Annotated in this window: 21 protein-coding genes and 1 pseudogene; 13 read left to right on the top strand and 9 right to left on the bottom strand. The window is 62.1% G+C overall.

Features of this window, described 5'->3' with window-relative positions; all coding sequences use genetic code 11:
* Window positions 1-20: 20 nt before the first annotated feature.
* Complete coding sequence (locus tag D8U60_RS17010) at window positions 21-1,001, top strand: diaminopimelate epimerase (protein ID WP_130900556.1); 981 nt, start codon at window positions 21-23, stop codon at window positions 999-1,001.
* Between the two features lie 128 nt (window positions 1,002-1,129).
* Here the strand turns inward: D8U60_RS17010 and codA are convergent, their stop codons facing one another.
* From codA to D8U60_RS16985, 5 genes and pseudogenes are all read right to left on the bottom strand, one after another.
* Complete coding sequence (gene codA / locus D8U60_RS17005) at window positions 1,130-2,365, bottom strand: cytosine deaminase (RefSeq protein WP_130900555.1); 1,236 nt, start codon at window positions 2,363-2,365, stop codon at window positions 1,130-1,132.
* A gap of 14 nt (window positions 2,366-2,379) precedes the next feature.
* Window positions 2,380-3,651 carry a cytosine permease gene (gene codB, locus D8U60_RS17000; protein ID WP_130900554.1) on the bottom strand — a complete coding sequence of 424 codons (1,272 nt, stop codon included), beginning with the start codon at window positions 3,649-3,651 and terminating at the stop codon, window positions 2,380-2,382.
* A 137-nt stretch (window positions 3,652-3,788) separates the two neighbouring features.
* A pseudogene (locus tag D8U60_RS27920) lies at window positions 3,789-3,902 on the bottom strand (metal ABC transporter ATP-binding protein); the annotation flags it as partial.
* Window positions 3,899-4,255: a 6-carboxytetrahydropterin synthase QueD gene (gene queD / locus D8U60_RS16990; RefSeq protein WP_007915588.1), complete on the bottom strand. Its 357-nt coding sequence runs from the start codon at window positions 4,253-4,255 to the stop codon at window positions 3,899-3,901. The gene queD and the pseudogene D8U60_RS27920, both read right to left, overlap by 4 nt.
* Before the next feature lie 85 nt (window positions 4,256-4,340).
* Window positions 4,341-5,420: a patatin-like phospholipase family protein gene (locus tag D8U60_RS16985; protein ID WP_130900553.1), complete on the bottom strand. Its 1,080-nt coding sequence runs from the start codon at window positions 5,418-5,420 to the stop codon at window positions 4,341-4,343.
* A 281-nt stretch (window positions 5,421-5,701) separates the two neighbouring features.
* On the opposite strand from D8U60_RS16985, the gene D8U60_RS16980 reads away from it, so the two are divergent.
* The 4 genes from D8U60_RS16980 to D8U60_RS16965 are packed head-to-tail and all read left to right on the top strand — an operon-like array spanning window position 5,702 to window position 8,303.
* The gene (locus D8U60_RS16980; protein ID WP_110603822.1) at window positions 5,702-6,010 is read left to right on the top strand and encodes a PepSY domain-containing protein; all 309 of its coding nucleotides are present in this window, start codon (window positions 5,702-5,704) and stop codon (window positions 6,008-6,010) included.
* Window positions 6,010-6,321: a PepSY domain-containing protein gene (locus tag D8U60_RS16975; RefSeq protein WP_016775413.1), complete on the top strand. Its 312-nt coding sequence runs from the start codon at window positions 6,010-6,012 to the stop codon at window positions 6,319-6,321. Before D8U60_RS16980 ends, D8U60_RS16975 begins: the two co-directional genes overlap by 1 nt.
* A 3-nt stretch (window positions 6,322-6,324) precedes the next feature.
* Entirely contained in the window at window positions 6,325-6,993 is a 669-nt protein-coding gene (locus D8U60_RS16970) for a response regulator transcription factor (RefSeq protein ID WP_130900552.1), read from the top strand.
* Window positions 6,990-8,303, top strand: a complete 1,314-nt coding sequence (locus D8U60_RS16965) for a sensor histidine kinase (RefSeq protein WP_130900551.1) — start codon at window positions 6,990-6,992, stop codon at window positions 8,301-8,303. Before D8U60_RS16970 ends, D8U60_RS16965 begins: the two co-directional genes overlap by 4 nt.
* Before the next feature lie 127 nt (window positions 8,304-8,430).
* Here D8U60_RS16965 and D8U60_RS16960 read toward each other — a convergent pair whose 3' ends face one another.
* Window positions 8,431-10,578: a methyl-accepting chemotaxis protein gene (locus D8U60_RS16960; RefSeq protein ID WP_130900550.1), complete on the bottom strand. Its 2,148-nt coding sequence runs from the start codon at window positions 10,576-10,578 to the stop codon at window positions 8,431-8,433.
* A gap of 535 nt (window positions 10,579-11,113) precedes the next feature.
* Here D8U60_RS16960 and D8U60_RS16950 point away from each other — a divergent pair.
* Together D8U60_RS16950 and D8U60_RS16945 are read left to right on the top strand one after the other, a co-directional pair.
* Window positions 11,114-12,430 carry a Na+/H+ antiporter NhaC family protein gene (locus D8U60_RS16950; protein ID WP_073471388.1) on the top strand — a complete coding sequence of 439 codons (1,317 nt, stop codon included), beginning with the start codon at window positions 11,114-11,116 and terminating at the stop codon, window positions 12,428-12,430.
* Window positions 12,431-12,630: 200 nt separating this feature from the next.
* The gene (locus D8U60_RS16945; protein ID WP_016775408.1) at window positions 12,631-14,313 is read left to right on the top strand and encodes a methyl-accepting chemotaxis protein; all 1,683 of its coding nucleotides are present in this window, start codon (window positions 12,631-12,633) and stop codon (window positions 14,311-14,313) included.
* 125 nt (window positions 14,314-14,438) lie between these two features.
* On the opposite strand, the gene D8U60_RS16940 is transcribed toward D8U60_RS16945, so the two are convergent.
* A complete protein-coding gene (locus tag D8U60_RS16940) occupies window positions 14,439-15,374 on the bottom strand; it encodes a LysR family transcriptional regulator (RefSeq protein ID WP_130900548.1) in 936 nt (311 codons plus the stop codon).
* 113 nt (window positions 15,375-15,487) lie between these two features.
* On the opposite strand from D8U60_RS16940, the gene D8U60_RS16935 reads away from it, so the two are divergent.
* The 3 genes from D8U60_RS16935 to D8U60_RS16925 all read left to right on the top strand — a co-directional run bounded on the left by D8U60_RS16935 (window position 15,488) and on the right by D8U60_RS16925 (window position 17,162).
* Window positions 15,488-15,973, top strand: a complete 486-nt coding sequence (locus D8U60_RS16935; protein WP_110603826.1) for a DMT family transporter — start codon at window positions 15,488-15,490, stop codon at window positions 15,971-15,973.
* Between the two features lie 3 nt (window positions 15,974-15,976).
* Window positions 15,977-16,429 (top strand): DMT family transporter, encoded by a 453-nt coding sequence (locus tag D8U60_RS16930; RefSeq protein WP_016775406.1) that lies wholly within the window; start codon window positions 15,977-15,979, stop codon window positions 16,427-16,429.
* Window positions 16,430-16,994: 565 nt separating this feature from the next.
* Entirely contained in the window at window positions 16,995-17,162 is a 168-nt protein-coding gene (locus D8U60_RS16925; protein WP_016775405.1) for a metallothionein, read from the top strand.
* 22 nt (window positions 17,163-17,184) lie between these two features.
* On the opposite strand, the gene D8U60_RS16920 is transcribed toward D8U60_RS16925, so the two are convergent.
* Together D8U60_RS16920 and D8U60_RS16915 are read right to left on the bottom strand one after the other, a co-directional pair.
* The gene (locus D8U60_RS16920) at window positions 17,185-17,457 is read right to left on the bottom strand and encodes a hypothetical protein (RefSeq protein WP_041477230.1); all 273 of its coding nucleotides are present in this window, start codon (window positions 17,455-17,457) and stop codon (window positions 17,185-17,187) included.
* 49 nt (window positions 17,458-17,506) lie between these two features.
* The gene (locus D8U60_RS16915; protein ID WP_016775403.1) at window positions 17,507-17,734 is read right to left on the bottom strand and encodes a DUF6555 family protein; all 228 of its coding nucleotides are present in this window, start codon (window positions 17,732-17,734) and stop codon (window positions 17,507-17,509) included.
* A gap of 146 nt (window positions 17,735-17,880) precedes the next feature.
* On the opposite strand from D8U60_RS16915, the gene D8U60_RS16910 reads away from it, so the two are divergent.
* From D8U60_RS16910 to D8U60_RS16900, 3 genes are all read left to right on the top strand, one after another.
* Window positions 17,881-18,645, top strand: a complete 765-nt coding sequence (locus tag D8U60_RS16910) for a helix-turn-helix transcriptional regulator (RefSeq protein WP_130900547.1) — start codon at window positions 17,881-17,883, stop codon at window positions 18,643-18,645.
* A gap of 226 nt (window positions 18,646-18,871) precedes the next feature.
* Window positions 18,872-19,045 (top strand): DUF1427 family protein, encoded by a 174-nt coding sequence (locus D8U60_RS16905; RefSeq protein WP_081932387.1) that lies wholly within the window; start codon window positions 18,872-18,874, stop codon window positions 19,043-19,045.
* A gap of 31 nt (window positions 19,046-19,076) precedes the next feature.
* Complete coding sequence (locus tag D8U60_RS16900) at window positions 19,077-20,033, top strand: zinc-binding alcohol dehydrogenase family protein (protein WP_130900546.1); 957 nt, start codon at window positions 19,077-19,079, stop codon at window positions 20,031-20,033.
* Window positions 20,034-20,440 lie beyond the last annotated feature (407 nt).

Raw genomic sequence — 20,440 nt, 5'->3', positions numbered from 1 at the left:
ATGGAATACGGGAACAAGGCATGACGAGCTTCTACGACGCACGCGGCAATATCTACGGAGTGGTCTCGCCCCAAACCTTGCGCGAAGCCGGAATCGCTTTGCCAGCGAGGGCCGCAGAGTGCGCCGTATCCAGGCAGCAATGGAGCGAGGCAGCCATCGCTTTGTGCTGTCACTGGCCCGAAGGCCAGCGCCCGGCCAACAGCAAACCCCACCGCAGCGACGGCCTGCTGATCGGCCCGTTTCAGGCATCTGCGCCGTTCGATGTACTGATCGTCAACACCGACGGCAGCCTCGCCGAGCGCAGCGGTAACGGCCTGACGATTTTTTCTCAGGCATTGACCGAGCAAGGCTTGATAGCGGAGCAGGGCGTCGTGTTGCGCGTTCATCATGACAAGGGCGAAGCGCTGGAAACCTCGGTAAAACCTGCCGAAATCGAAGGCGTGCGCGGTTTCTGGCTCGACCTCGGCCAGCCTGGCTTCGGCCCGGAGGCAGTGGGTGCGCAGACGGTTGAAAACGCTCAGTTCAATCATCGCGACGTCAGCCATGTCCAGCCCCTGGCGGAACTCGATCCTGACTGGAGCCACAGCCAATTCGTCCGTATCGGCAATCCGCACTGTGTAACGCTGCTCGGCGATGCGTCCGCTCTGCCGAGCAACGAACAGATGCGTGAACCCACCCTGAACCAACGGCTTACAGCGATCGCCTATGCGATGCCCAACGGTGCCGGCAATCCGTGCCCGGCGGGTGTCAATCTGCAATGGGCCGCGCTGGTGTCGCCGCAGCAAGTCCTCGCCCGGGTATTCGAACGTGGCGAAGGACCAACCGCGTCTTCCGGCACCAGCGCCAGTGCGGTCGCGTGTGCCGCGTGGCGGGTGGGTTGGGCCGAGGCGGGTGAGGTGCGGGTGGTCATGCCGGGTGGCGCCGCACCGGTTTTGCTTGAGGTTTCGGAAGGGGAATTGCTGCGCGTCAGATTGTTTGGCACGGCGCGGTTGATCGCTTGATTCGGCCGACGCCATCGCTGGCAAGCCAGGCTCCCACAGGTTTTGCATGAGGGCCCAATCATGTGCTCAACACAAAACCTGTGGGAGCCTGGCTTGCCAGCGATGAGGCCATCAGCCCCAGCGCAATCTCAACTGAACTCCACCACCGGCATCTGCCGCTTCATCAACACCTTGCCGCCGCGAATCGAATACAGCGGCAGGCCTTGGCTGCGGATCACTTCGTAGTCGCTGTCCGCAGAGAGAATCAGCAAGTTCGCCGGGCGGCCCTGTTCCAGTCCGTAGCGCTCGCCCAGGTGCATGGCTTTGGCGCTGTTGTCGGTGACCAGATCCAGCGCGCTTTGCAGGTTGCGATAACCGAGCATGTGGCAGATGTGCAAACCCGCTTCAAGCACGCGCAGGATGTTGCCGTTACCCAGCGGATACCACGGGTCGACGATCGAATCCTGGCCGAAACACACGTTCATCCCGGCTTCGAGCAGTTCATTGACGCGGGTCACGCCCCGGCGTTTGGGGAAGTTGTCGAAACGTCCTTGCAGATGAATGCTTTCGGTCGGGCAGGAAACAAAGCTGATCCCGGAATGGCCGAGCAGGCGGAACAGTTTGGCGCAGTAGGCGTTGTCATAAGAGCCCATCGCCGTGGTGTGGCTGGCGGTGACGCGGGCGCCCATGTCGCGGCTGCGCGCTTCTTCGGCAAGCACTTCAAGGAAGCGTGAATGCGGATCGTCGGTCTCGTCGCAATGCACATCGACCAGGCAGCCGGTGCGCTCGGCCAGGTCCATCAGGAACTTCACCGAGCTGACGCCCTGATCGCGGGTGTATTCGAAATGCGGAATGCCGCCGACCACGTCGGCGCCCATGCGGATCGCTTCTTCCATCAACTCGCGCCCGTTGCGGAACGACTCGATGCCTTCCTGCGGGAACGCGACGATTTGCAGGTCAATCAGGTAACGGCTTTCCTCACGCACTTCGAGCATGGCTTTGAGCGCGGTGAGTTGCGGGTCGGTGACGTCGACGTGGGTGCGCACGTGCTGAATGCCGTGGGCGGCCAGGGCCTGAATGGTCTTCTTGGCGCGGGTCTTGGTGTCTTCTTCGGTGATGGTGACCTTACGCTCGCCCCAGCATTCGATGCCCTCGAACAGCGTGCCGCTCATGTTCCAGCGCGGCTCGCCCGCAGTGAGGGTGGCGTCGAGGTGGATGTGCGGCTCGACGAAGGGCGGCACCACCAGATTGCCGCCGGCATCGAGGTCATCCGCGCCGAGGGTCGGCGCTTCGGTCTGACGGGCGATGCTGTGGATCAGGCCGTCTTCAAGGTGCAATTCGTGCAGGCCTTCCTGGTTGCGCAGGCGGGCGTTGATGATGTGCATCAGGCGAATCCTTTTTATAGGTCTTGTAGTGGTGCGCTGACGCGACGGGCGCCGAGCACACCGGTGACGATGACATACGTTAGCGCGGCAGCGGCAATGCCTACCAGCGGCGCGACCCAGGGCGAACTGAACGCAGCGACGGTGCCCACCCCGTAGGCCCCGAGGCCCGGCCAGTTGAACGCTGGCAACCGTGCGTCGGCCAGACGCGGATAGTGCCCGCGCCAGCGGTAGAAGAAGTCAGCCATGATCACTCCGCCAATCGGCGGAATCACCGTGCCGAGCAGAATCAGGTACGGCACCAGCATGTCGTACATGCCGAGCAGGGCGAGCAGGGTGCCGATCACCGCGCCACCGAGGGTCACAGTCTTGCGCCGCCCGGTGCGCAGCAGGTTGCAGCCGGCGACGGCGAAGTTGTAGATGGTGTTGTCCTGAGTGCTCCAGATGTTCAGCAACAGCATGGCCATCGCGGCCATGGCGAAGCCCTGCAACAGCAGCACTTCAACCACATCCGGCTGTTGATAGACGATCGCGCCATACGCGCCGATCAGCACCATCAGGCCGTTGCCGATGAAAAAACCGATCAGGCTGGCCAGCACCGCGACTTTTGCCGAGCGCGAAAATCGCGTCCAGTTCGTGGCTTGCGTTGCGCCGCTGACGAAGGTGCCGAACACCAGCGTGATCGCCGTCGACCAGTCCAGCGAACCGGTCGGCACCACGCTGAGCAAGCCTTCGAAGCCGCCGACTTTCACGGTCGCTGCCCACATCGACAGCATCAGCAGCAACATCATCGCCGGCACCGCGATGTACGAGAGAATCTCCAGTCCGCGATAACCGATGTACGCCGTAGCGCAGAAACCCAGACCGAACAGCACCATCAGGACCAGCACGGTGGTTTCATCGAGATTGAAATACTTGCCGATCACCACCGCTGCCGTCGCCGTGCCCCAGGCGTACCAGCCAATCTGGGTGAAGCCGAGGATCAGATCGCTGAGCTTGCTGCCAACTTCGCCAAAACAGAAACGGCCCATCAGCACCGAATTGAGGCCGCTCTTGAAGGCGATGTAACCCAAGCCTGCCGCGTACAGACCGAGCAGCAGGTTGCCGACAATGATCACCGCCATCATCTCGGCGAAACCGAACGCGACCCCCAGCTTGCCGCCGGCAAACATGGTCGCGGTGAAAAACGTGAAGCCCAGTAACACCATCGCCGTCGAGGCCAGGCCTTTGCGCGCGTGCATGGGCACTTCACTGAGCGGGTAATCGTTGCCGGAGGCGTTCTGCGTCATGAGGCAGTCCTTGCTGGAAGGGGAAGACGCAGAAGGGTTGCAGCGGTCGTGCCAAGCGACGCAAGTGACCGAATGTGGAGACGCGACTGGGGTTTTCAGCGCGAAAGCAGTGCACTTAATGCACCAGGAGCCCAATGTGGGAGCGAGCCTGCTCGCGAATACGGAGTGTCAGTCACCGAATAAATTGACTGGAACGACGCTTTCGCGAGCAGGCTCGCTCCCACAGGGGCGGGGAGATGTGTGGTGCTTATTCGCCGCGATAGATGCAGCCGCTGGTGCACGTCTCATGAATGCGGATCGCGCTGAGTTCCGGCAGCAATGGCTTCATCTCGTTCCAGATGAATTTGGCCAGTACTTCGCTGGTCGGGTTTTCCAGGCCGGGAATGTCGTTCAGGTAGTTGTGGTCGAGACGCTCATACAGCGGCTTGAAAATCGCTTTGATCTCGGAGAAATCGCGAATCCAGCCAGTGTGCGGGTCGAGGTCGCCGCTCAGGTGCAGCGCGACCTTGAACGAGTGGCCGTGCAGGCGTCCGCACTTGTGGCCGTCCGGGACGTGCGGCAGGCGGTGGGCGGATTCGAAAGTAAACTCTTTGAAGATTTCCACGGTATTTTCGGCTCTGTTCAGATGGCGTTCGCCGCAGCGATTCGGGCAGGCGGCGAGTTTATCAGCTTGTCTTTGGCCGTGCTGACTAAAGGGTCAGCAAGCGCTCGGCGAGGCGACCATTGGCCGTCAGTTCGAGAAATTCGTCGCCCAGTCGGCGGCTCTCGTCCATCGCCGTGTGCCAGTATTTCTGCCGGCTCGGCGCATCGCCCATAAAGCGTTTGAAGTCGTTACGGTCGGGCAGTTTGCCGTAGGGCAGGCGCGCCAGATATTCCTTCGACGGCGCGACCAGCAGCACATCCTGCAAACGCTGCACCGAAGCGCGGCGCCAGGGCAGGGTCTTGTCGAACCAGCCGGGAATCACCCGATCGGTGAAGTGCGGATAGAGCACGATACCGTCGCCGCTGTAGGGCAGGTCGAGATGGTAGTCGAGCAAACCGCCGTCGCGGAACGTACCCGCGCCGGCGCCGGGCAAGTCGCGTACGCCTTCCATGACCATCGGGATCGATCCGGAAGCGAGCAGGGCCTGGCGCAGGTTGCCGGTGTTGAGGGCAACGAAGCGCGAGGGGAAATCGGTCAAGGCATCAAGCGGCGGCGCCAGGCGCGGATCGTGGATGATCAGCCGCTCAAAGTGTCGCGACAGGCGTGCACGGCCGCGCAGGTTGTCGGCGATCACTGAACCCAGCGCCAGACCGAGGCGCCCGCGATGGTCTTCAGCGAGGCGGCCCTGGCTTTTCACCACCATGATGTTCAGTCGGTAATCGGCGTTTTCGAGGATGCTCGCATCGCGGCCGTCGAGCAGATCATTGAGCATGCGCTGCGAGCTCTGGCTGATCTCGGCCATGGTCACGCCTTTGTTGAAATGCTGCTCGGCGTAGAGCTGGCCGAGGCGGCGAATGCCTTCGGCGGCGTCCGGCAGGCAGGCGCTGGCGAAGCGCCAGGAACCCACCGAGGCGCCGATCAGCGAACGCTCACGCGGCGCACTCGGCAGCCACTCGCCGAACAACGCCAGATCGAGCCCCTGAATCCCCAACGCCTTCGGCCCACCGGCCGCACCGGGCAGGGTGCCGACGTCCGCGGCGTGCAAACCCTGCGCACGAATCCGCGCCATGGCCCGTGGGCCGGCCTTGAGGGTGAGGGCGGGAAACTTGATGTGGATGGCGGTCATACCGGTCTCGATCGTTAGCAAGCTGGCGATTATAAGCACACCGCCGAATCCTGTGGGAGGGCCCGTGACGACGACGTACAGATCGTTCCCACGCTCTGCGTGGGAATGCAGCCGGGGACGCTCTGCGTCCCATTGGAACGCGGAGCGTCCCTTGAGGCATTCCCACGCGGAGCGTGGGAACGATCGGACTGAGGGGGCACAATGATGGCCATTCAGTTTCAGTTAAGTTGATCCCGCTATGGTGCCCACCGTAAGCAACATATAAGAATTCGGAGACACCCATGAAAACCCTGACTGCCCTGACCACTGCCTCGATCCTCGGCCTTGGCGCCCACACTGCGCTGGCGCGCGATCTCGGACCTGACGAAGCGCTTCGTTTGCGCGACGCTGGTACTATCGTCTCCTTCGAGAAGCTCAACGCCATCGCCCTGGAAAAACACCCCGGTTCGGAAATCACCGAAACCGAGCTGGAGGAAGAGTACGGCAAGTTCATTTACCAGATCGAACTGCGCGACCCGAAAGGGCTGAAGTGGGATCTGGAGTTGAACGCGGTCGATGGTGAAGTGCTCAGGGATCATCAGGATACGTAATGAAGCTGAATAGTCGCGCCACCCGCCTGACGGCGCTGGCGCTGGTGTTGTTGTGCAGCACGGCCATGGCTCGCGACCTCGATCAGGACGAGGCGCTGGCCCTGCGTCGCGATGGCGTGATCCTGCCGCTGGAGCAAGTGCTGCAGCAGGCCATGGATCGCTACCCCGGCGCCAAACTGCTGGAAGTCGAGCTGGAAGAAAAACACGACGTGTACATTTACGAAGTCGAATTGCTGACGGTCGAAGGCGTGGCGCGCGAGCTGCACCTGAAGGCCGATACCGGCGAGTTAGTCAAAGACAAGGAAGATTGATCGATGCGTTTGCTTCTGGTGGAAGACCACGTACCGCTGGCCGACGAATTGCTCGCCGGCCTGCAACGCCAAGGCTACGCGGTGGATTGGCTGGCCGATGGCCGCGATGCGGTGTATCAGGGCAGCAGCGAGCCCTATGACCTGATCATCCTCGACCTCGGCCTGCCCGGCGTGCCGGGGCTGGACGTGTTGGCGCAGTGGCGCGCGGCCGGTCTGGCGATTCCGGTGCTGATCCTTACCGCGCGCGACTCCTGGGCCGAGCGCATCGAAGGGCTGAAAGCCGGCGCTGACGATTACCTGACCAAACCGTTCCACCCGGAAGAACTGTACCTGCGCATTCAATCGCTGCTGCGCCGCTCCAAGGGCCAGGCCAACCAGCCGACCCTGCAAGCCGCCGGCCTGCATCTGGACGAAGGCCGCCAGTGCGTGGTTCGCGACGGCGCCGACATCCAGCTGACCGCCGCTGAATTCCGTCTGCTGCGCTATTTCATGCTGCACCCCGAACAGATCCTCTCGAAAAGCCACCTCGCCGAACACCTCTACGACGGTGAGACCGAGCGTGACTCCAACGTCCTCGAAGTCCACGTCAATCACCTGCGGCGCAAGCTCGGCAAAAGCGTGATCGAAACCCGTCGCGGTCAGGGATACCTGTTCGGCGGGCAAACTTCATGAGATCAATCCAGCGCCGTTTGAGCCTGGGTCTGATCAGCGTGATGGTGGTGGTCGGTCTGGTGCTGGCGCAAACCAGCCTGTGGTTGTTCGAAGTCGGTTTGCAGCGCTACCTCGAAGCCGGCCTGCGCAACGACAGCGAAAGCCTGCTGGTGGCGCTGGTGCGCGGCCCGCAAGGTCTGCAACTGGATGAACGGCATCTGTCGCCGGCCTATCAGCGGCCGTTTTCCGGGCATTACTTTCGCATCGATTTTTCCGACAGCCACTGGCGTTCGCGCTCGCTGTGGGATCAGGAACTGCCGCTGCTGCAACACCCGGGGCTGCACAGCAACCTGCAACTGGGGCCGGACGGGCAACGCCTGCTGATACTGCGCTCAGACTATCGACGCCTGGGTCAGTCGATCTCGATCAGCGTCGCCCAGGATTACACGCCGGTCAGCGACAGCTTCCAGCGCATGCGCCAGATCGGCCTCGGCCTGGGGCTGGCGGCGTTGCTGCTGATCCTGTTCCTGCAACGCCTGACCGTGCGCCGCGCGCTGAAACCGCTGGAACGCGCGCGCGAGCAGATCGCTCAGTTGCAACAGGGCCAGCGCTCGCAACTCGACGATCAGGTGCCGGTGGAACTGGAGCCGCTGGTGGCGCAGATCAACCATTTGCTCGCCCACACCGAAGACAGCCTCAAGCGCTCGCGCAATGCCTTGGGCAACCTCGGCCACGCGCTGAAAACCCCGTTGGCGGTGCTGCTCAGCCTGGCCTCCAGCGACAAGCTCGATGACCATCCCGAGCTGCGCAGAATTCTCAAGGAGCAACTGGAGCAGGTGCAGCAGCGCTTGAATCGCGAACTCAATCGCGCGCGGTTGTCCGGGGATGCGCTGCCCGGCGCGTTGTTTGATTGCGATGCCGAGTTGCCGGGGTTGCTGGCGACGCTGAACATGATTCACGGCGAGCATCTGGCCTTGAACTACGTCGCACCGCCGGGTTTGCAGCTGCCGTGGGATCGCGAGGACTTGCTCGAACTGCTCGGCAACCTGCTCGACAACGCCTGCAAATGGGCCGATGCCGAGGTGCGCTTGAGTGTGATCGAAAGGTCTGACGGCTTTGCCCTGAGCGTGGAAGATGACGGCCCGGGGATTCCCGAAGAGCAACGCACTCAGGTGTTCAGCCGTGGCACGCGCCTGGATGAGCAGACCCACGGGCATGGGCTCGGCCTTGGGATCGTGCGGGATATCGTCGATACGTGGGGTGGCTTGCTGGTGCTGGGCGAAAGCGAGTGGGGCGGGTTGAAAGTGGTGATTGAACTGCCTAAGCGCTGACCCGGCGCCTTGCGCAAATCTTGTAGGAGCTGTCGAGTGAAACGAGGCTGCGATCTTTTGATCTGGTATAGCAACATCAAAAGATCGCAGCCTCGTCTCACTCGACAGCTCCTACATGTCGTCAAAGTCAGACCCGGAACTGATCCATCAACCGCTGCTGCTGATTCGCCAGGCTGTTGAGCGACTGACTCACCCGAGCCGATTCATTCGCCTGTCCGGACAGCGATTCCGTCACATCGCGAATCGTTGCCACGTTGTTATTGATCTCCTCAGCCACCGCGCTCTGCTCTTCGGCAGCACTGGCGATCTGCAGGTTCATGTCGCTGATCACCGTCACCGCACCGCCGATCTGCCGCAGCGCGGTGACAGCCTGTCCCACCTGCTCGACACTGCCCTGGGCCTGACGATGGCTGTTGCCCATCGAGCCGACCACTTCCTGCGTGCCGTTCTGCAATTGCTCGATGACCTGGCGGGTTTCCTCCACCGACTCCTGAGTGCGGCGCGCAAGGTTGCGCACTTCGTCGGCGACCACGGCAAAACCGCGTCCGGCTTCACCGGCGCGGGCGGCTTCGATGGCGGCGTTGAGAGCGAGCAGGTTGGTCTGCTCGGCGATGGCGCGGATGGTTTCCAGCACCGTGCCGATCTTCTCGCTGTTCGCAGCCAGCCCTTCGACCTGAACCATCGCTGCGCTCATGTCGGCGGCGAGGGTGTCGATGCTTGCGGTGGTGCGGTCGATCACGGTCAGGCCCTGACGGGTGGCGCGGTCGGCGTCCTTGGCAGCTTCGGCGGCCTGCGCAGCACTGCGCGCAACGTCCTGGGCAGTGGCGCTCATTTCGTGGGAAGCGGTGGCGACCTGATCGACCTGACGGTATTGCTGCTCCATGCCGGCGCTGGTCTGGGTGGCGATGGCTGAGGACTGGTCGGCAGTGTTGCGCGCATCCTGCACCGAGTGCTTCACCTCGGCGATGATCGGCTGCAACTTGTCGAGGAACTTGTTGAACCAACCGGCCAACTGGCCAAGCTCGTCCTGCTTGTCGTAGGCCAGACGCCGGGTCAGGTCGCCTTCGCCGCTGGCGATGTCTTCAAGCATGTGCGCCACACCGAGGATCGGCTTGGTCACGCTGCGCGCCATCAGCCACACCAGCAGCAGACCGATCAGCGCGGCGAGCAGGCCCAGGCTCAGTTCGATCAGTGTGCCCGAGGTATTGCTCGCATCCAGTTGCTGCTTGAGCGCTTCGGCGCGGCTGACCAGGACTTTCTCCGGCACATCGAGCAACACGCCCCACGCCGGCCCGTCGGGAATCGGCTGGAACGGCGACAGCACTTTCAACTGGCCGTTGCTGTGCAGGCTGCTCACGCCAGTGCTCGCGGCGAGCAAGCGCAGCAACTCGCTGCCGCTGGCCTGATCCACCGCATCCAGGCGCTGGCTGAGTTTGCCGGCATCCGGGCTGTAACCGGCGAGCAGGCCGGCGGGGCTGACGATACTGACGGCGGTCTGACCGTCGTAAAGCTTGCGACTGGCGTTCTGGCTGATCGCTTGCAGGCTGTTGAGATTGATGTCGACCGACAGCGAGGCGATGACTTTGCCGTTGACCTGCAGCGGGAAGACGATGCTGGTCATCAGCACTTTGTGGCCGTCGATGACATAGAAGTACGGCTCGATCACACACGGTTTGAGCGTGGTGCGCGGGCAGGTGAACCAAGCGTTGGCGGCCTGACCGCTGGGGCCGGTGCTGGTGTCGCTCATGTCGCTTTCCGGCAGCGCCATCGAGGTGACTTTGCCCGGGGTCGGCTGCGACCAGTACAGGGCGAAACGGCCCTTGTCGTTGCTGCCCAGTTCAGCCTGATCGGCGAACAGTTCGTCCTTGCCGTCCAGCGCGTTGGCTTCGAACACCAGCGACAGGCCGAGCAGGTCCGGGTTGGCTTGCAGCGCGGATTTGACCTGACGGGTCATGTCCTCGCGCAGATCGAAGGCATCGAGAAAACGCTTCTCGGCCTGCTCACGCAAAAACAGTACCTGCCGCGAGAAGCCGTGGCCGTACTGATAGGCGTCCATGAACTGCTGACGAATGCCGGCGGCCTGCACTTCACCTTGCGACTCGATACGCGCCTGCGCCGATTCGGTGAGCATCTCCATGCTCGAGGCCTTGACCAGCGCCGAGCTGTGTTCCATGCGATACAGCGAAAGACCGACCAACAGGGTCACGATACCGGCCAGGCAGAGGCCGGCGAGCAGGGTGATTTTCCATTGGATGGAAAGTTGTCTGAGCGACATGGAAAACATCCTTATCCGATAAATATCTGAGACTTTGCACTGTAGCGGCCGCGTTTCGGCTTTCTTTATGCCGTGAGCGCAATATGACCGATTGCCGCATGCGGGGCCTGTGGTCCTGTGGTCCTGTAGTCCTGTAGTCCTGTAGTCCTGTAGTCCTGTAGTCCTGTAGTCCTGTAGTGCTGTAGTGCTGTGGTCCTGTGGTCCTGTGGCGAGGGGATTTATCCCCGTTCGGCTGCGAAGCAGTCGTGACATTTGCGTATAGGGTAATGATCGTTCCCACGCGCAGCAAAGGAATGCCGCAACGGACGCTCCGCGTTCGGCTCTGGAAGGGACGCGGAGCGTCCCGGGCTGCATTCCCACGCAGAGCGTGGGAACGATCAATCCCCTCGCCACAGGGCTTTGACACCGCCGCCACTCTGCGGCACAGTGCGCGCCCTCTAACAAGACCCTCTGTACACCTCCGCCGGCCAACCCCGGGCGGACTCATCCTGTCTGGCGGTGTGTTTGCACCCGCAGTGTTTTTTGAGGTAGTGAAATGAATGCAGTCATAGCAGCCGTCGGCGTCATGCTGATCCTCAGCCTGTCGCGCGTGCATGTGGTGATCGCGCTGATCGTCGGGGCGCTGGTCGGTGGCCTGACCGGCGGTCTGGGCATCGACGCAACACTCAAGGCGTTCAACAGCGGCTTGGGCGGCGGCGCGACCGTGGCGTTGTCCTACGCCTTGCTCGGCGCTTTCGCCGTGGCGATTGCCAAGTCGGGCCTGGCCCATGCGCTGGCCGACAAGGCCCTGGCCATGGTGGATCGGCAGCATGCAACCGGCGGCGGTAACGTCAAATGGCTGCTGATCGGCCTGCTGTGGGTGGTGGCGATTGCCTCGCAGAACATCCTGCCGATCCACATCGCCTTCATTCCGCTGCTGGTGCCGCCGCTTCTATATGTACTGACCAAGCTGCAACTCGATCGCCGTTTGATCGCCTGCGTCATGACCTTCGGCCTGATCACTCCGTACATGTTTCTGCCGGTGGGCTTCGGCAACATCTTCCTCAACGAAATCCTGCTGGCCAACGTCGCCCGCAGCGGCGTCGACATCAGCGGCATCAATGTCACCCACGCCATGGGCATTCCGGCGCTGGGCATGGTTTTCGGCCTGGCGATGGCGTTCATCAGCTATCGCAAGAAGCGCGTTTATGACCTGGCCAAAATCGAACAGGTCGAGCAGACGGCGGTGCACTACAACCCGCTGAGCCTGATGATCGCTGGTGTGGCCATTGCTTCGGCATTCGTGGTGCAGTTGCTGCTGGACTCGATGATTATCGGCGCTCTGGTCGGGTTTCTGATTTTCTCGGTGTCGGGCATCGTCAAGTGGCGCGAGACCGATGATCTGTTCACCGAAGGCATGAAGATGATGGCGATGATCGGCTTCATCATGATCGCCGCCTCAGGTTTTGCCGAAGTGATGAAGGCCACCGGGCAGGTGCAGACGCTGGTCGAATCGTCGGCGGCCTGGATCAATCACAGCAAAGGCGTCGGGGCTTTGTTGATGCTGCTGGTGGGCTTGCTGGTGACCATGGGCATCGGTTCGTCGTTTTCCACCGTGCCGATTCTCGCAGCGATCTTCGTGCCGTTGTGCGTGCAACTGGGCTTCAGCCCGATCGCCATCGTCTGCATCGTCGGCACTGCCGGCGCGCTGGGCGATGCCGGTTCGCCGGCCTCGGACTCGACCCTCGGCCCGACCTCGGGTCTGAACATCGACGGCCAGCATCACCACATCTGGGACACCGTCGTACCGACCTTCCTGCACTACAACCTGCCGCTGCTGGTGTTTGGCTGGGCGGCGGCGATGGTTCTCTAAAAAATCCACAATTGCCCAATGTGGGAGCGAGCCTGCTCGCGAAGGCGTCGTGTCAGTCGACACACAGGTTGCTGAGCCAACGCTTTCGCGAGCAAGCTCGCTCCCACAGGGGCCTGGGTATTTCCCGGACTCAACTTTTGCTCCGGCGTGCCGTTAAAGCCTTTAACCACGCCAACAAAATCAAAAGAGTGAGTCCCCCGATGCGCCTGAGTCTCAAGGCTAAAGTCCTGTCCCTTGCCGTTCTGCCGGTGCTGCTCTTTGCGCTGGTCATCAGCGTGACCACGCTGTTCATCCTCCAGGAACAGGCGCGCAAGGAGGTCGAACAGACCCGCGAGCGGCTGCTCAGCGACGCCAAGGCCACCCTGCAAAGTTACGTCGCCGTGGCCATGACCACGATCAAACCGCTGTACGACGCCGCCGCACCGGGCGACGACGCGGCGCGGGCGCAGGCGATCAAATTGCTCTCGGGCATCCGCTACGGCAAGGACGGCTACTTCTTCGGCTACGACTCCGAGACCGTGCGCCTGTTCAAGGCCAACGACCCCGACGGCGTGGGCAAAAGCTTCAAGGACAACCGCGATCCGAACGGCGTCTACGTCAACCTCGGCCTGGTCAAAGTGGCCAAGGACGGCACCCACTATCTGCAATACAGCTCGCCGCTGCCGGGCAACGCCAAGGTGCTGGTGCCGAAACTCGGCTACACCGAATACCTGCCGAAGTGGGACATGGCGGTCGGTACTTCGGTCAACCTCGACGGCATCGAAGCACAAGTGGCGCAGGTCGAGGCGCAAGTGCAGGAGCGCGTGCAAGGCGTGGTGCTGAGCATTGTCGGCGTTGCGGTGCTGGTGCTGTTGGTGATCGCGGCGGCGGGCATGCTGCTGGCCAACACCATTCTGCGCCCGCTGACCCTGATGAAAGCCAACCTCGACGACATCGCGGCGGGCGAGGGTGACCTGACCCGACGCCTGAACATCACCAGCCAGGACGAACTCGGCGAACTGGCCGGCTCGTTCAACCGTTTCGTCGACAAGATCCACGGCCTGGTGCGGCAGATTACCGAGATGACCACGCAACTCACCGGGCTGGTCACCCAGGTCTCGGAACAGGCGCAGCGTTCCGATCAGGCCATGGAGCGTCAGCGCCACGAAACCGATCAGGTCGCCACGGCGATCAACGAAATGTCCGCCGCCGCCCAGGAAGTGGCGAAGAGCGCGCAAAACGCCGCCGTCGCCGCTCAGCAGACCGACGAAGAAGGCCAGAGCGCCAAGCGCGTGGTCGCGGGCAGCATCAAGCAGATTCATGCGCTGGTCGACGACATCCGCAACAGCGGCGTGTCGCTGGACAGCTTGCAGCAGGACGTCAGTTCGATTGTCGGCGTGCTTGGGGTGATCCGTTCGATTGCCGAGCAGACCAACCTGCTGGCGCTCAACGCCGCGATCGAAGCGGCACGTGCCGGTGAGGCCGGGCGTGGCTTTGCGGTGGTTGCGGACGAAGTACGCGCACTGGCCAGCCGCACGCAGATCAGCACCCAGGAAATCCAGGGCATGATCGACCGCTTGCAGGCCGGTACGCAGCAGGCGGTCGAAGCGATGCGCCGTTCCAGCGAGGCCGGCGACGGTACTTCGCAGCAAGCCAATCAGGCCGGTGCATCGCTGGATGCCATGGCGCAGTTGATCGCGACGATCAACTCGATGAACGCGCAGATCGCCAGCGCAGCGGAAGAGCAGACGGCCGTGGCCGAAGAGATCAACCGCAGCGTGCATCAGATTGCCGTGGCGGTGGACAGCGTCGCCGATGAAACGCAACTGGGCGCGCAAACGTCGCGCAGTCTGGCGGAGCTCGGGCAGCGGTTGGGCAAGCTGGTCGGGCAGTTCCGTATCTGACGCGTCCGCAATCCCCTCTAGGAGCTGCCGAAGGCTGCGATCTTTTGATCTGCTTGTGAAAGATCAACAGACCAAGATCAAAAGATCGCAGCCTTCGGCAGCTCCTACATTGGGATCGCGTGGGTTTAAGGTTTGTCCCAGTAGGGAATTTCGCCAAAGCACTCGACAAAAAAATCAATCACCGTCCTCACCTTCACCGACAACCGTCGGCTCCCCGGCCACAGCACGGCGATCTGCTGCGGTTCCAGGCTGTTCGACACCTGATATTCCCCCAGCACCGGCACCAGTGTGCCCTTGCGCACCGCTTCGCCGATCAGCCACGACGGAAACATCACCAGCCCAAGGCCTTGCTGGGCGGCTTGGGTCAGGGTGTCGGCGTGGTTGCCGGTGATCGGGCCTCTGACCGTGTACGGCGTCCAGTCCTCGCCATCACGGCGGAAAAACCAGCGCTGCTGACCGGACGCGCCTTTGTAGGCCAGGCACTGATGTTGCGCGAGTTGGTCGGGATGCTGCGGCGTGCCGTGGCGTTTGAGATAGGCCGGGCTGGCGGCGACCTGAAAGCGGTGCGGCGCCACAATGCGTGCCTGCATGCTCGAATCGTGCAGCGCGCCGATGCGAAACAGCAGGTCGGCGCCTTCCTGCAACGGATCGACGTAATGGTCGGTTTGCTGGATATCCAGTTGCAGCTTCGGATAGCGCGCGCAGAGCTCGCCCAGCCAGGGCGTCAGATGGCGCTGGCCGAATACCACCGGGGCGTTGATGCGCACCAGTCCGGTGGGTTCGCTTTGCTGTTCCTGCAACGCCTGTTCGGCTTCTTCCAGTTGCACCAACAGCAACCGCGCATGGTGCCCCAGCGTGCGCCCGGCTTCGGTCGGGGTGACGGCGCGGGTGTGGCGGTAGAGCAATTGCTGGTTGAGCGCCTGCTCCATCAATTGGATCTGCCGTGAAATGGAGGAGGGCGCGACCCCTTCGCGGCGGGCGACTTCGGAAAAACTGCCGTGGTCGAGGACTGCTACAAACAGCCTTAACGCTTTGAATCCGAGTTCGTTGAGCCCGTGCATGCCATGTCTCGCTGTGCGTATTGCGCAAAAGTGTTGTCCGGATGCTCCCATTTATCGCACAGCGGCGCCAGCCGATAATCCGCGCCATTGTTTTTGAGCGTGGAAGGTTATGTATGCAGACGTTGGATGAAGGGGTAGTTGCGGCACCGGTGAAAAGCTCGGTGTTGCGTCTGCTGTTGCTGCCGCTGGTGATTCTCGCTGGCATGGGCTTGTCGGTCGAGGCTGGTTTGCTCGGGCCGCTGGGTGAGCAGGTCGGGCATTTGTGGGCGACGTTGAGCATCTTCGGCGTGGGTTCGGCGATCCTGTTTTTGCTCTTGCTGTTCGCCGGTCCGCAAAAAGGGCCGGCGCTGACCGAGTTGCCGCGCTGGCAGTTGATCGGCGGGTTTCTCGGGCCGATCTACGTGGTGGTGCTGACGCTGGCGACGCCGCATATCGGCATCGCCATGACGATGATTGCGATTTTGTCCGGTCAGGTCGGCAAGAGTGTGCTGATCGACCATTTCGGCTGGTTCGGCGCGACGCGCAAGAAGGTCAACGGCGAGCGCTGGCTGGCGTTGGGCTTGATTGTGGTGGCTTTGGTTCTGATTGCGCGGGGGTGAGTGATGGGTCTGGTGATTTTGTTGGCGGTGGTGGTGTTGGCCGGTGCGGTGTTGAGTGTGCAGGCCGCGATCAATGGGCGTCTGGGTGAAACGGTGGGGGTGCTGCGTAGCAGTCTGCTGACCTTTGCGGTGGGCGCGGTGGTGACCGGGTTGTTGATTCTGTTTTTCGAGCCGGCGCAGGCGGTGAGTCTGCTTGAGGTGCCGAAGTGGCAGTTGACCGGGGCGCTGTTCGGCGTGGTGTACATGATGGTGATGGTTGGCGCGGTGCCGGTGGTCGGGACGGCTGTGGCGACGGTGGCGGTGATTGTCGGGCAGTTGGGGATGGGGATGTTGATCGACAATTTCGGCTGGTTGGGGAATCCGGCGATCGGCTTGTCTCCGAGCCGGATGTTGGCGATGGTGTGTCTGGCGGTGGCTTTGGTGTTTATGTATCGGAGTTCGCGGCAGGCGCAGTGATTTTATTTGTTTGACTGTGTACATATCCGTTGCTGCGGGTGTTGCTTCTGGCGGTTCCGCTGTGTACGACTGCGTCGTTCGGTCGCTGCGCTCGCACGTCCGGATCAATCCCTCCACTCAGCCTGCCGACGGGCTCTGAGATCAAGATCAAAAGCGGTACTCGAGCTTGCGCTCATTGTTTTGAGTGGTTAGGAGCGGGTGGTGTCTGGCTTTGGTTTTGTGCTGGGATTCGCCCCTCACCCCAGCCCTCTCCCGGGGGAGAGGGGGCCGATTTTCGGGCTTTTCAAAATCTGCGTTCGACTCGGTATTCCACGTCGGCGGGTTTCTCGCAATCACCGCGGTCAGTTCCCTCTCCCTCCGGGAGAGGGCTAGGGTGAGGGGCTTTTGATGTCTGCGCAGGTCGTGCTGCGCGAAGTTGTTCTGGTGGCAGCGAGCCTGCTCGCGAAAGCCATCTCTGGGTCGACCAATCTCTCAACAGTTGGCCAGCCTGCAACACCACCTTCTACACTGTCCCATATGGCTTGCTCGCAAGCCTCAGACAACCACCACGCAAGGAGTCTGTCCCATGTCCGATAAAAAATGCGACTGCCCGGGCTGCAACTGCACGATCAAAGAAGGCGAACATTCCTACGCTGTACACGGTAAGCACTATTGCTGCGAGGCTTGCGCTCATCACCACAAACACGGTGAAGAGTGTGCGATGAAGGGTTGCGGTTGCGCTCATCCGAAATAAGCGCGGCAAAAAAAAGTGGAGCCTAATCAGGCTCCACTTCCATTTTCAGACTGTCGTCTTCCTGCCGCTCAAAGTGCCTCACCGTGCCTTGCAAGGTTCGCCCTTCGACCTTGACCACCACAACCTTGGCTTGGTGGAGGTCTTCCGGTACCGGTGCCTGGACGCACAGGGTGAATCGGTAAGGGTCATCCGCAACGGTTTCCAGTGCGACTTGGCAATTCACCGTTTTGGTGATCTGGCCGAAGAAGGTGGTCAGGCCGTAGTCCAGTCGGGCCGGGTGATAAGTGTCGGTCATCGGTCGATTCCCCCTGTCGATTGCCAAGCCTGCGGTGAGGGCGGTGGGGTCAGTTGGTCTGGCGCCAGGTGACGTTTTCCAGGCCGAATTTTTCTGCCATCGGTTTGCTGGTCTTTTGCACTTTCTCGCGGCCGAAGCGCGGGATGCGACCCACGCCCGCGTCGCAGCTTGCCCAATGCCAGGCTTCGGCGTTGTCCATTTTGTCCGAGCGGATAATGAACGACTTGGGGGTGCCATGCAGTGTGTAGTCGATGACGTAAAGTTTTGCGTTGTTCATAAAGCCCGAATTCCTCCCTGTGGTATTAAACGGATCGCGCTGTGCCGGGAAAATTCATTCGGATTGTCCGACGGTAGCTATCGTTGGCGAGTGCGCGGCGTGCTGGTTACCATGGCGGCTTCGCCAACCCCCTGTGAACGTTCGCCATGGCCCTCGCCGCGCCCCCTGATCTGACCGACACCGATGTGCCCGTGCAACCGCTGGCGCGAACCTATCCGCGTGGTTTGTTCATCGAGCCGCACGAGCATGTCTGGGGGCAGTTGCTGTATGCGATGAGCGGGGTGATGTGGGTCGAAACCCCGCACGAAGCGCTGGTGGTGCCGCCGCAGCGGGCGGTGTGGTTGCCGCCGGGAGTGCCGCACGGGATTCGTGTGGTGTCGGATTTGCAGATGCGCAATATCTACCTGCGCCCGGCGCTGGCGGCGACCCTGGATGCGACGGTGCAGGTGATCGAAGTCGGTGGTCTGCTGCGCGAGTTGATCGTCGGGCTGGTGGCGCAGGGCGATGCCGGCGAGGCTGACTATTACGAGGCACTGGTCGGGCTGGCGTTGCTGGAACTGCGCCGGGCCAGGCGTTCGCAACTGAAGATTCCGCTGCCGGACGAGTCCGACCGGCGTCTGATGAGTCTGTGTCAGGCCGTGATGGCCGCGCCGTCGCTGGAGATCCCGTTCGAGCAGCATGCGCAGAACGCCGGGGCCAGCGTGCGTACGCTGGCGCGGCTGTTCAAGGACAGCCTTGGCATGGGCTTCGCCGAGTGGCGACGGCAGGTGCAGTTGGCGACGGCGGCGGCAGCGTTGATTCAGGGCGTGGCGGTGAGCGTCATTGCTCGCGAACTGGGTTATTCACCGAGCAGCTTCAGCGACATGTTTCGCCGGGAGCTGGGGGTGGCGCCTTCGCAATTTGCCGTGTAGAACAAATGTCTGATTTGTGAGATCCCTGTGGGAGCTGGCTTGCCAGCGATGGCGGCTTGGCATTCAACGGATATGTTGACTGACCCACCGCTATCGCTGGCAAGCCAGCTCCCACAAGGTTCTTTGTGAATTGGGGTTTTTGTCCGAAATTCAGAAGTCCTTGGCCGATACCGCTCCGCCCGTTTCCCTAGACTCTGCCCATCACTTATCGCGGCGGAGTTCCCCCATGAACTACCTCATTTCTCTGGCCATTGGCCTGGGCGTCGGCCTGCTCTATGGCGCGCTCGACTTCCGTTCTCCCGCACCACCGGCGATCGCGCTGGTCGGTCTGCTCGGCATGTTGGCCGGTGAGCAGTTGTGGCCGCTGGGCCGGCAACTGGTCGCTGGCTGGGTGTCCTGAATTTCCTTTTTTCTTTTCGGTGGATGTGCCCATGAAAGCGTTGCAATTCGATCAGACCGGCGACCTGTCCTCCCTGCGTTTCGTCGACGTTCCGACCCCGGTGCCCGGCGCCGATGAAGTGCTGGTGCAGATCAAGGCTGCCGGGCTCAATCCCAGCGATGTGAAAAACGTTCTCGGGCGTTTTCCCTACACCACACTGCCACGGGTTCCGGGGCGGGATTTTGCCGGGGTGGTGGTCGAGGGGCCGCAAGTACTGATCGGTCAGGAAGTCTGGGGTACCGGGCGCGAGCTGGGCTTCTTCGCCGACGGCGCCCATGCGCAGTTCGTCAAACTGCCGGCCAGCGGCGTGGCGCACAAACCGGCGCATTTGAGTTTTGCTCAGGCGGCCAGCCTTGGCGTGCCGTACACCACGGCGTGGGATGCGCTGGAACGCAGCCTGGTCAGCGCCGATACGCGTTTGCTGGTAATCGGCGGCGGGGCAGTGGCAACTGCGGCTTTGGCCCTGGCAAAAGTGCGCGGCGCGCAATTGCTGGCGGCGGCGCGCCGGCCCGAGCAGGTCGCCGATCTGCAGCAGCAGGGCTATCAGACGATTCAACTGGATAAGCCAGAAAACCTCGGTGCGCAGGTCAACGCGGTGTATCGCGGCGGCGCCGATGTGATCTTCGACACCACCGGTTTCTGGCTGCCCGCCTCGGTGGCGGCACTGGCCACCTTCGGCCGCATCGCCATCATCGCCGCGCCGGTCGACGGCCACGTGCAATTGCCGGCGCTGGCGCTCTATCGAAAAGGCGGCTCGGTGGTCGGGATCAACTCTTTGTTGTACGGCGTTGAGGCGTGCGCGGCGATGCTCGAGCAGTTCGGGCGGTTCTTCGATGAGGATCGCTTGCCGCTGCCGCAGGGCTTGGTGGAGGTGCCGCTGGCTGAAGGGCTGGCGCGCTATGACGAGGTCAATCAGGGCGGCGGCGACAAGATCATTTTGCTGCCCTGACTCACGCAAACCCCTGTGGGAGCGAGCCTGCTCGCGATGACGGTGTATGAGTGAAACATTCGCCGACTGACACACCGCTTTCGCGAGCAGGCTCGCTCCCTTAATTGGGCACTCGACAGTGCTAATTTCAGAAGAGTCTGACGGGCCTTCGTGTCGCCCTCGTAAGAGTCTTCTTGATTGTCTTCTCAGGATTGAACGCACCATTCCGCACTCCTAGGATTGCTTCCGCAGTCCTGCGAAAACGCTCGCACGAGCGGTCCAACCTCCATCATGCAGCCCGGCAGCGCTCTGGAAACTCGCAGCTTGGCAAGCTCTGATCGAATCAATCCGGCACTCGACAAGGAGTCGTGCGATGCCCCGCCAAAGCGACCTGCGTTTCACTTTCGAGCCCCTGCAAGGCGATCCCT

This window comes from Pseudomonas sp. Sample_11, assembly GCF_004307505.1.
In the GTDB taxonomy this organism is placed as follows: Bacteria; Pseudomonadota; Gammaproteobacteria; order Pseudomonadales; family Pseudomonadaceae; genus Aquipseudomonas; species Aquipseudomonas atacamensis.
This window is presented reverse-complemented; position numbering and strand designations above follow the sequence as displayed.

Bases quoted from the DNA above. Each gene is read 5' to 3' on its own strand.
- D8U60_RS16935 (WP_110603826.1), top strand. From the start codon at position 15,488: ATGCAGACGTTGGATGAAGGGGTAGTTGCGGCACCGGTGAAAAGCTCG.
- D8U60_RS16975 (WP_016775413.1), top strand. From the start codon at position 6,010: ATGAAGCTGAATAGTCGCGCCACCCGCCTGACGGCGCTGGCGCTGGTG.
- D8U60_RS16960 (WP_130900550.1), bottom strand. From the start codon at position 10,578: ATGTCGCTCAGACAACTTTCCATCCAATGGAAAATCACCCTGCTCGCC.
- codA (WP_130900555.1), bottom strand. From the start codon at position 2,365: ATGCACATCATCAACGCCCGCCTGCGCAACCAGGAAGGCCTGCACGAA.
- D8U60_RS16980 (WP_110603822.1), top strand. From the start codon at position 5,702: ATGAAAACCCTGACTGCCCTGACCACTGCCTCGATCCTCGGCCTTGGC.
- D8U60_RS16950 (WP_073471388.1), top strand. From the start codon at position 11,114: ATGAATGCAGTCATAGCAGCCGTCGGCGTCATGCTGATCCTCAGCCTG.
- D8U60_RS16920 (WP_041477230.1), bottom strand. From the start codon at position 17,457: ATGACCGACACTTATCACCCGGCCCGACTGGACTACGGCCTGACCACC.
- D8U60_RS16900 (WP_130900546.1), top strand. From the start codon at position 19,077: ATGAAAGCGTTGCAATTCGATCAGACCGGCGACCTGTCCTCCCTGCGT.
- D8U60_RS16945 (WP_016775408.1), top strand. From the start codon at position 12,631: ATGCGCCTGAGTCTCAAGGCTAAAGTCCTGTCCCTTGCCGTTCTGCCG.
- D8U60_RS16985 (WP_130900553.1), bottom strand. From the start codon at position 5,420: ATGACCGCCATCCACATCAAGTTTCCCGCCCTCACCCTCAAGGCCGGC.
- D8U60_RS16970 (WP_130900552.1), top strand. From the start codon at position 6,325: ATGCGTTTGCTTCTGGTGGAAGACCACGTACCGCTGGCCGACGAATTG.
- D8U60_RS16905 (WP_081932387.1), top strand. From the start codon at position 18,872: ATGAACTACCTCATTTCTCTGGCCATTGGCCTGGGCGTCGGCCTGCTC.
- D8U60_RS16940 (WP_130900548.1), bottom strand. From the start codon at position 15,374: ATGCACGGGCTCAACGAACTCGGATTCAAAGCGTTAAGGCTGTTTGTA.
- D8U60_RS16930 (WP_016775406.1), top strand. From the start codon at position 15,977: ATGGGTCTGGTGATTTTGTTGGCGGTGGTGGTGTTGGCCGGTGCGGTG.
- D8U60_RS16910 (WP_130900547.1), top strand. From the start codon at position 17,881: ATGGCCCTCGCCGCGCCCCCTGATCTGACCGACACCGATGTGCCCGTG.
- D8U60_RS16915 (WP_016775403.1), bottom strand. From the start codon at position 17,734: ATGAACAACGCAAAACTTTACGTCATCGACTACACACTGCATGGCACC.
- D8U60_RS17010 (WP_130900556.1), top strand. From the start codon at position 21: ATGACGAGCTTCTACGACGCACGCGGCAATATCTACGGAGTGGTCTCG.
- codB (WP_130900554.1), bottom strand. From the start codon at position 3,651: ATGACGCAGAACGCCTCCGGCAACGATTACCCGCTCAGTGAAGTGCCC.
- D8U60_RS16925 (WP_016775405.1), top strand. From the start codon at position 16,995: ATGTCCGATAAAAAATGCGACTGCCCGGGCTGCAACTGCACGATCAAA.
- D8U60_RS16965 (WP_130900551.1), top strand. From the start codon at position 6,990: ATGAGATCAATCCAGCGCCGTTTGAGCCTGGGTCTGATCAGCGTGATG.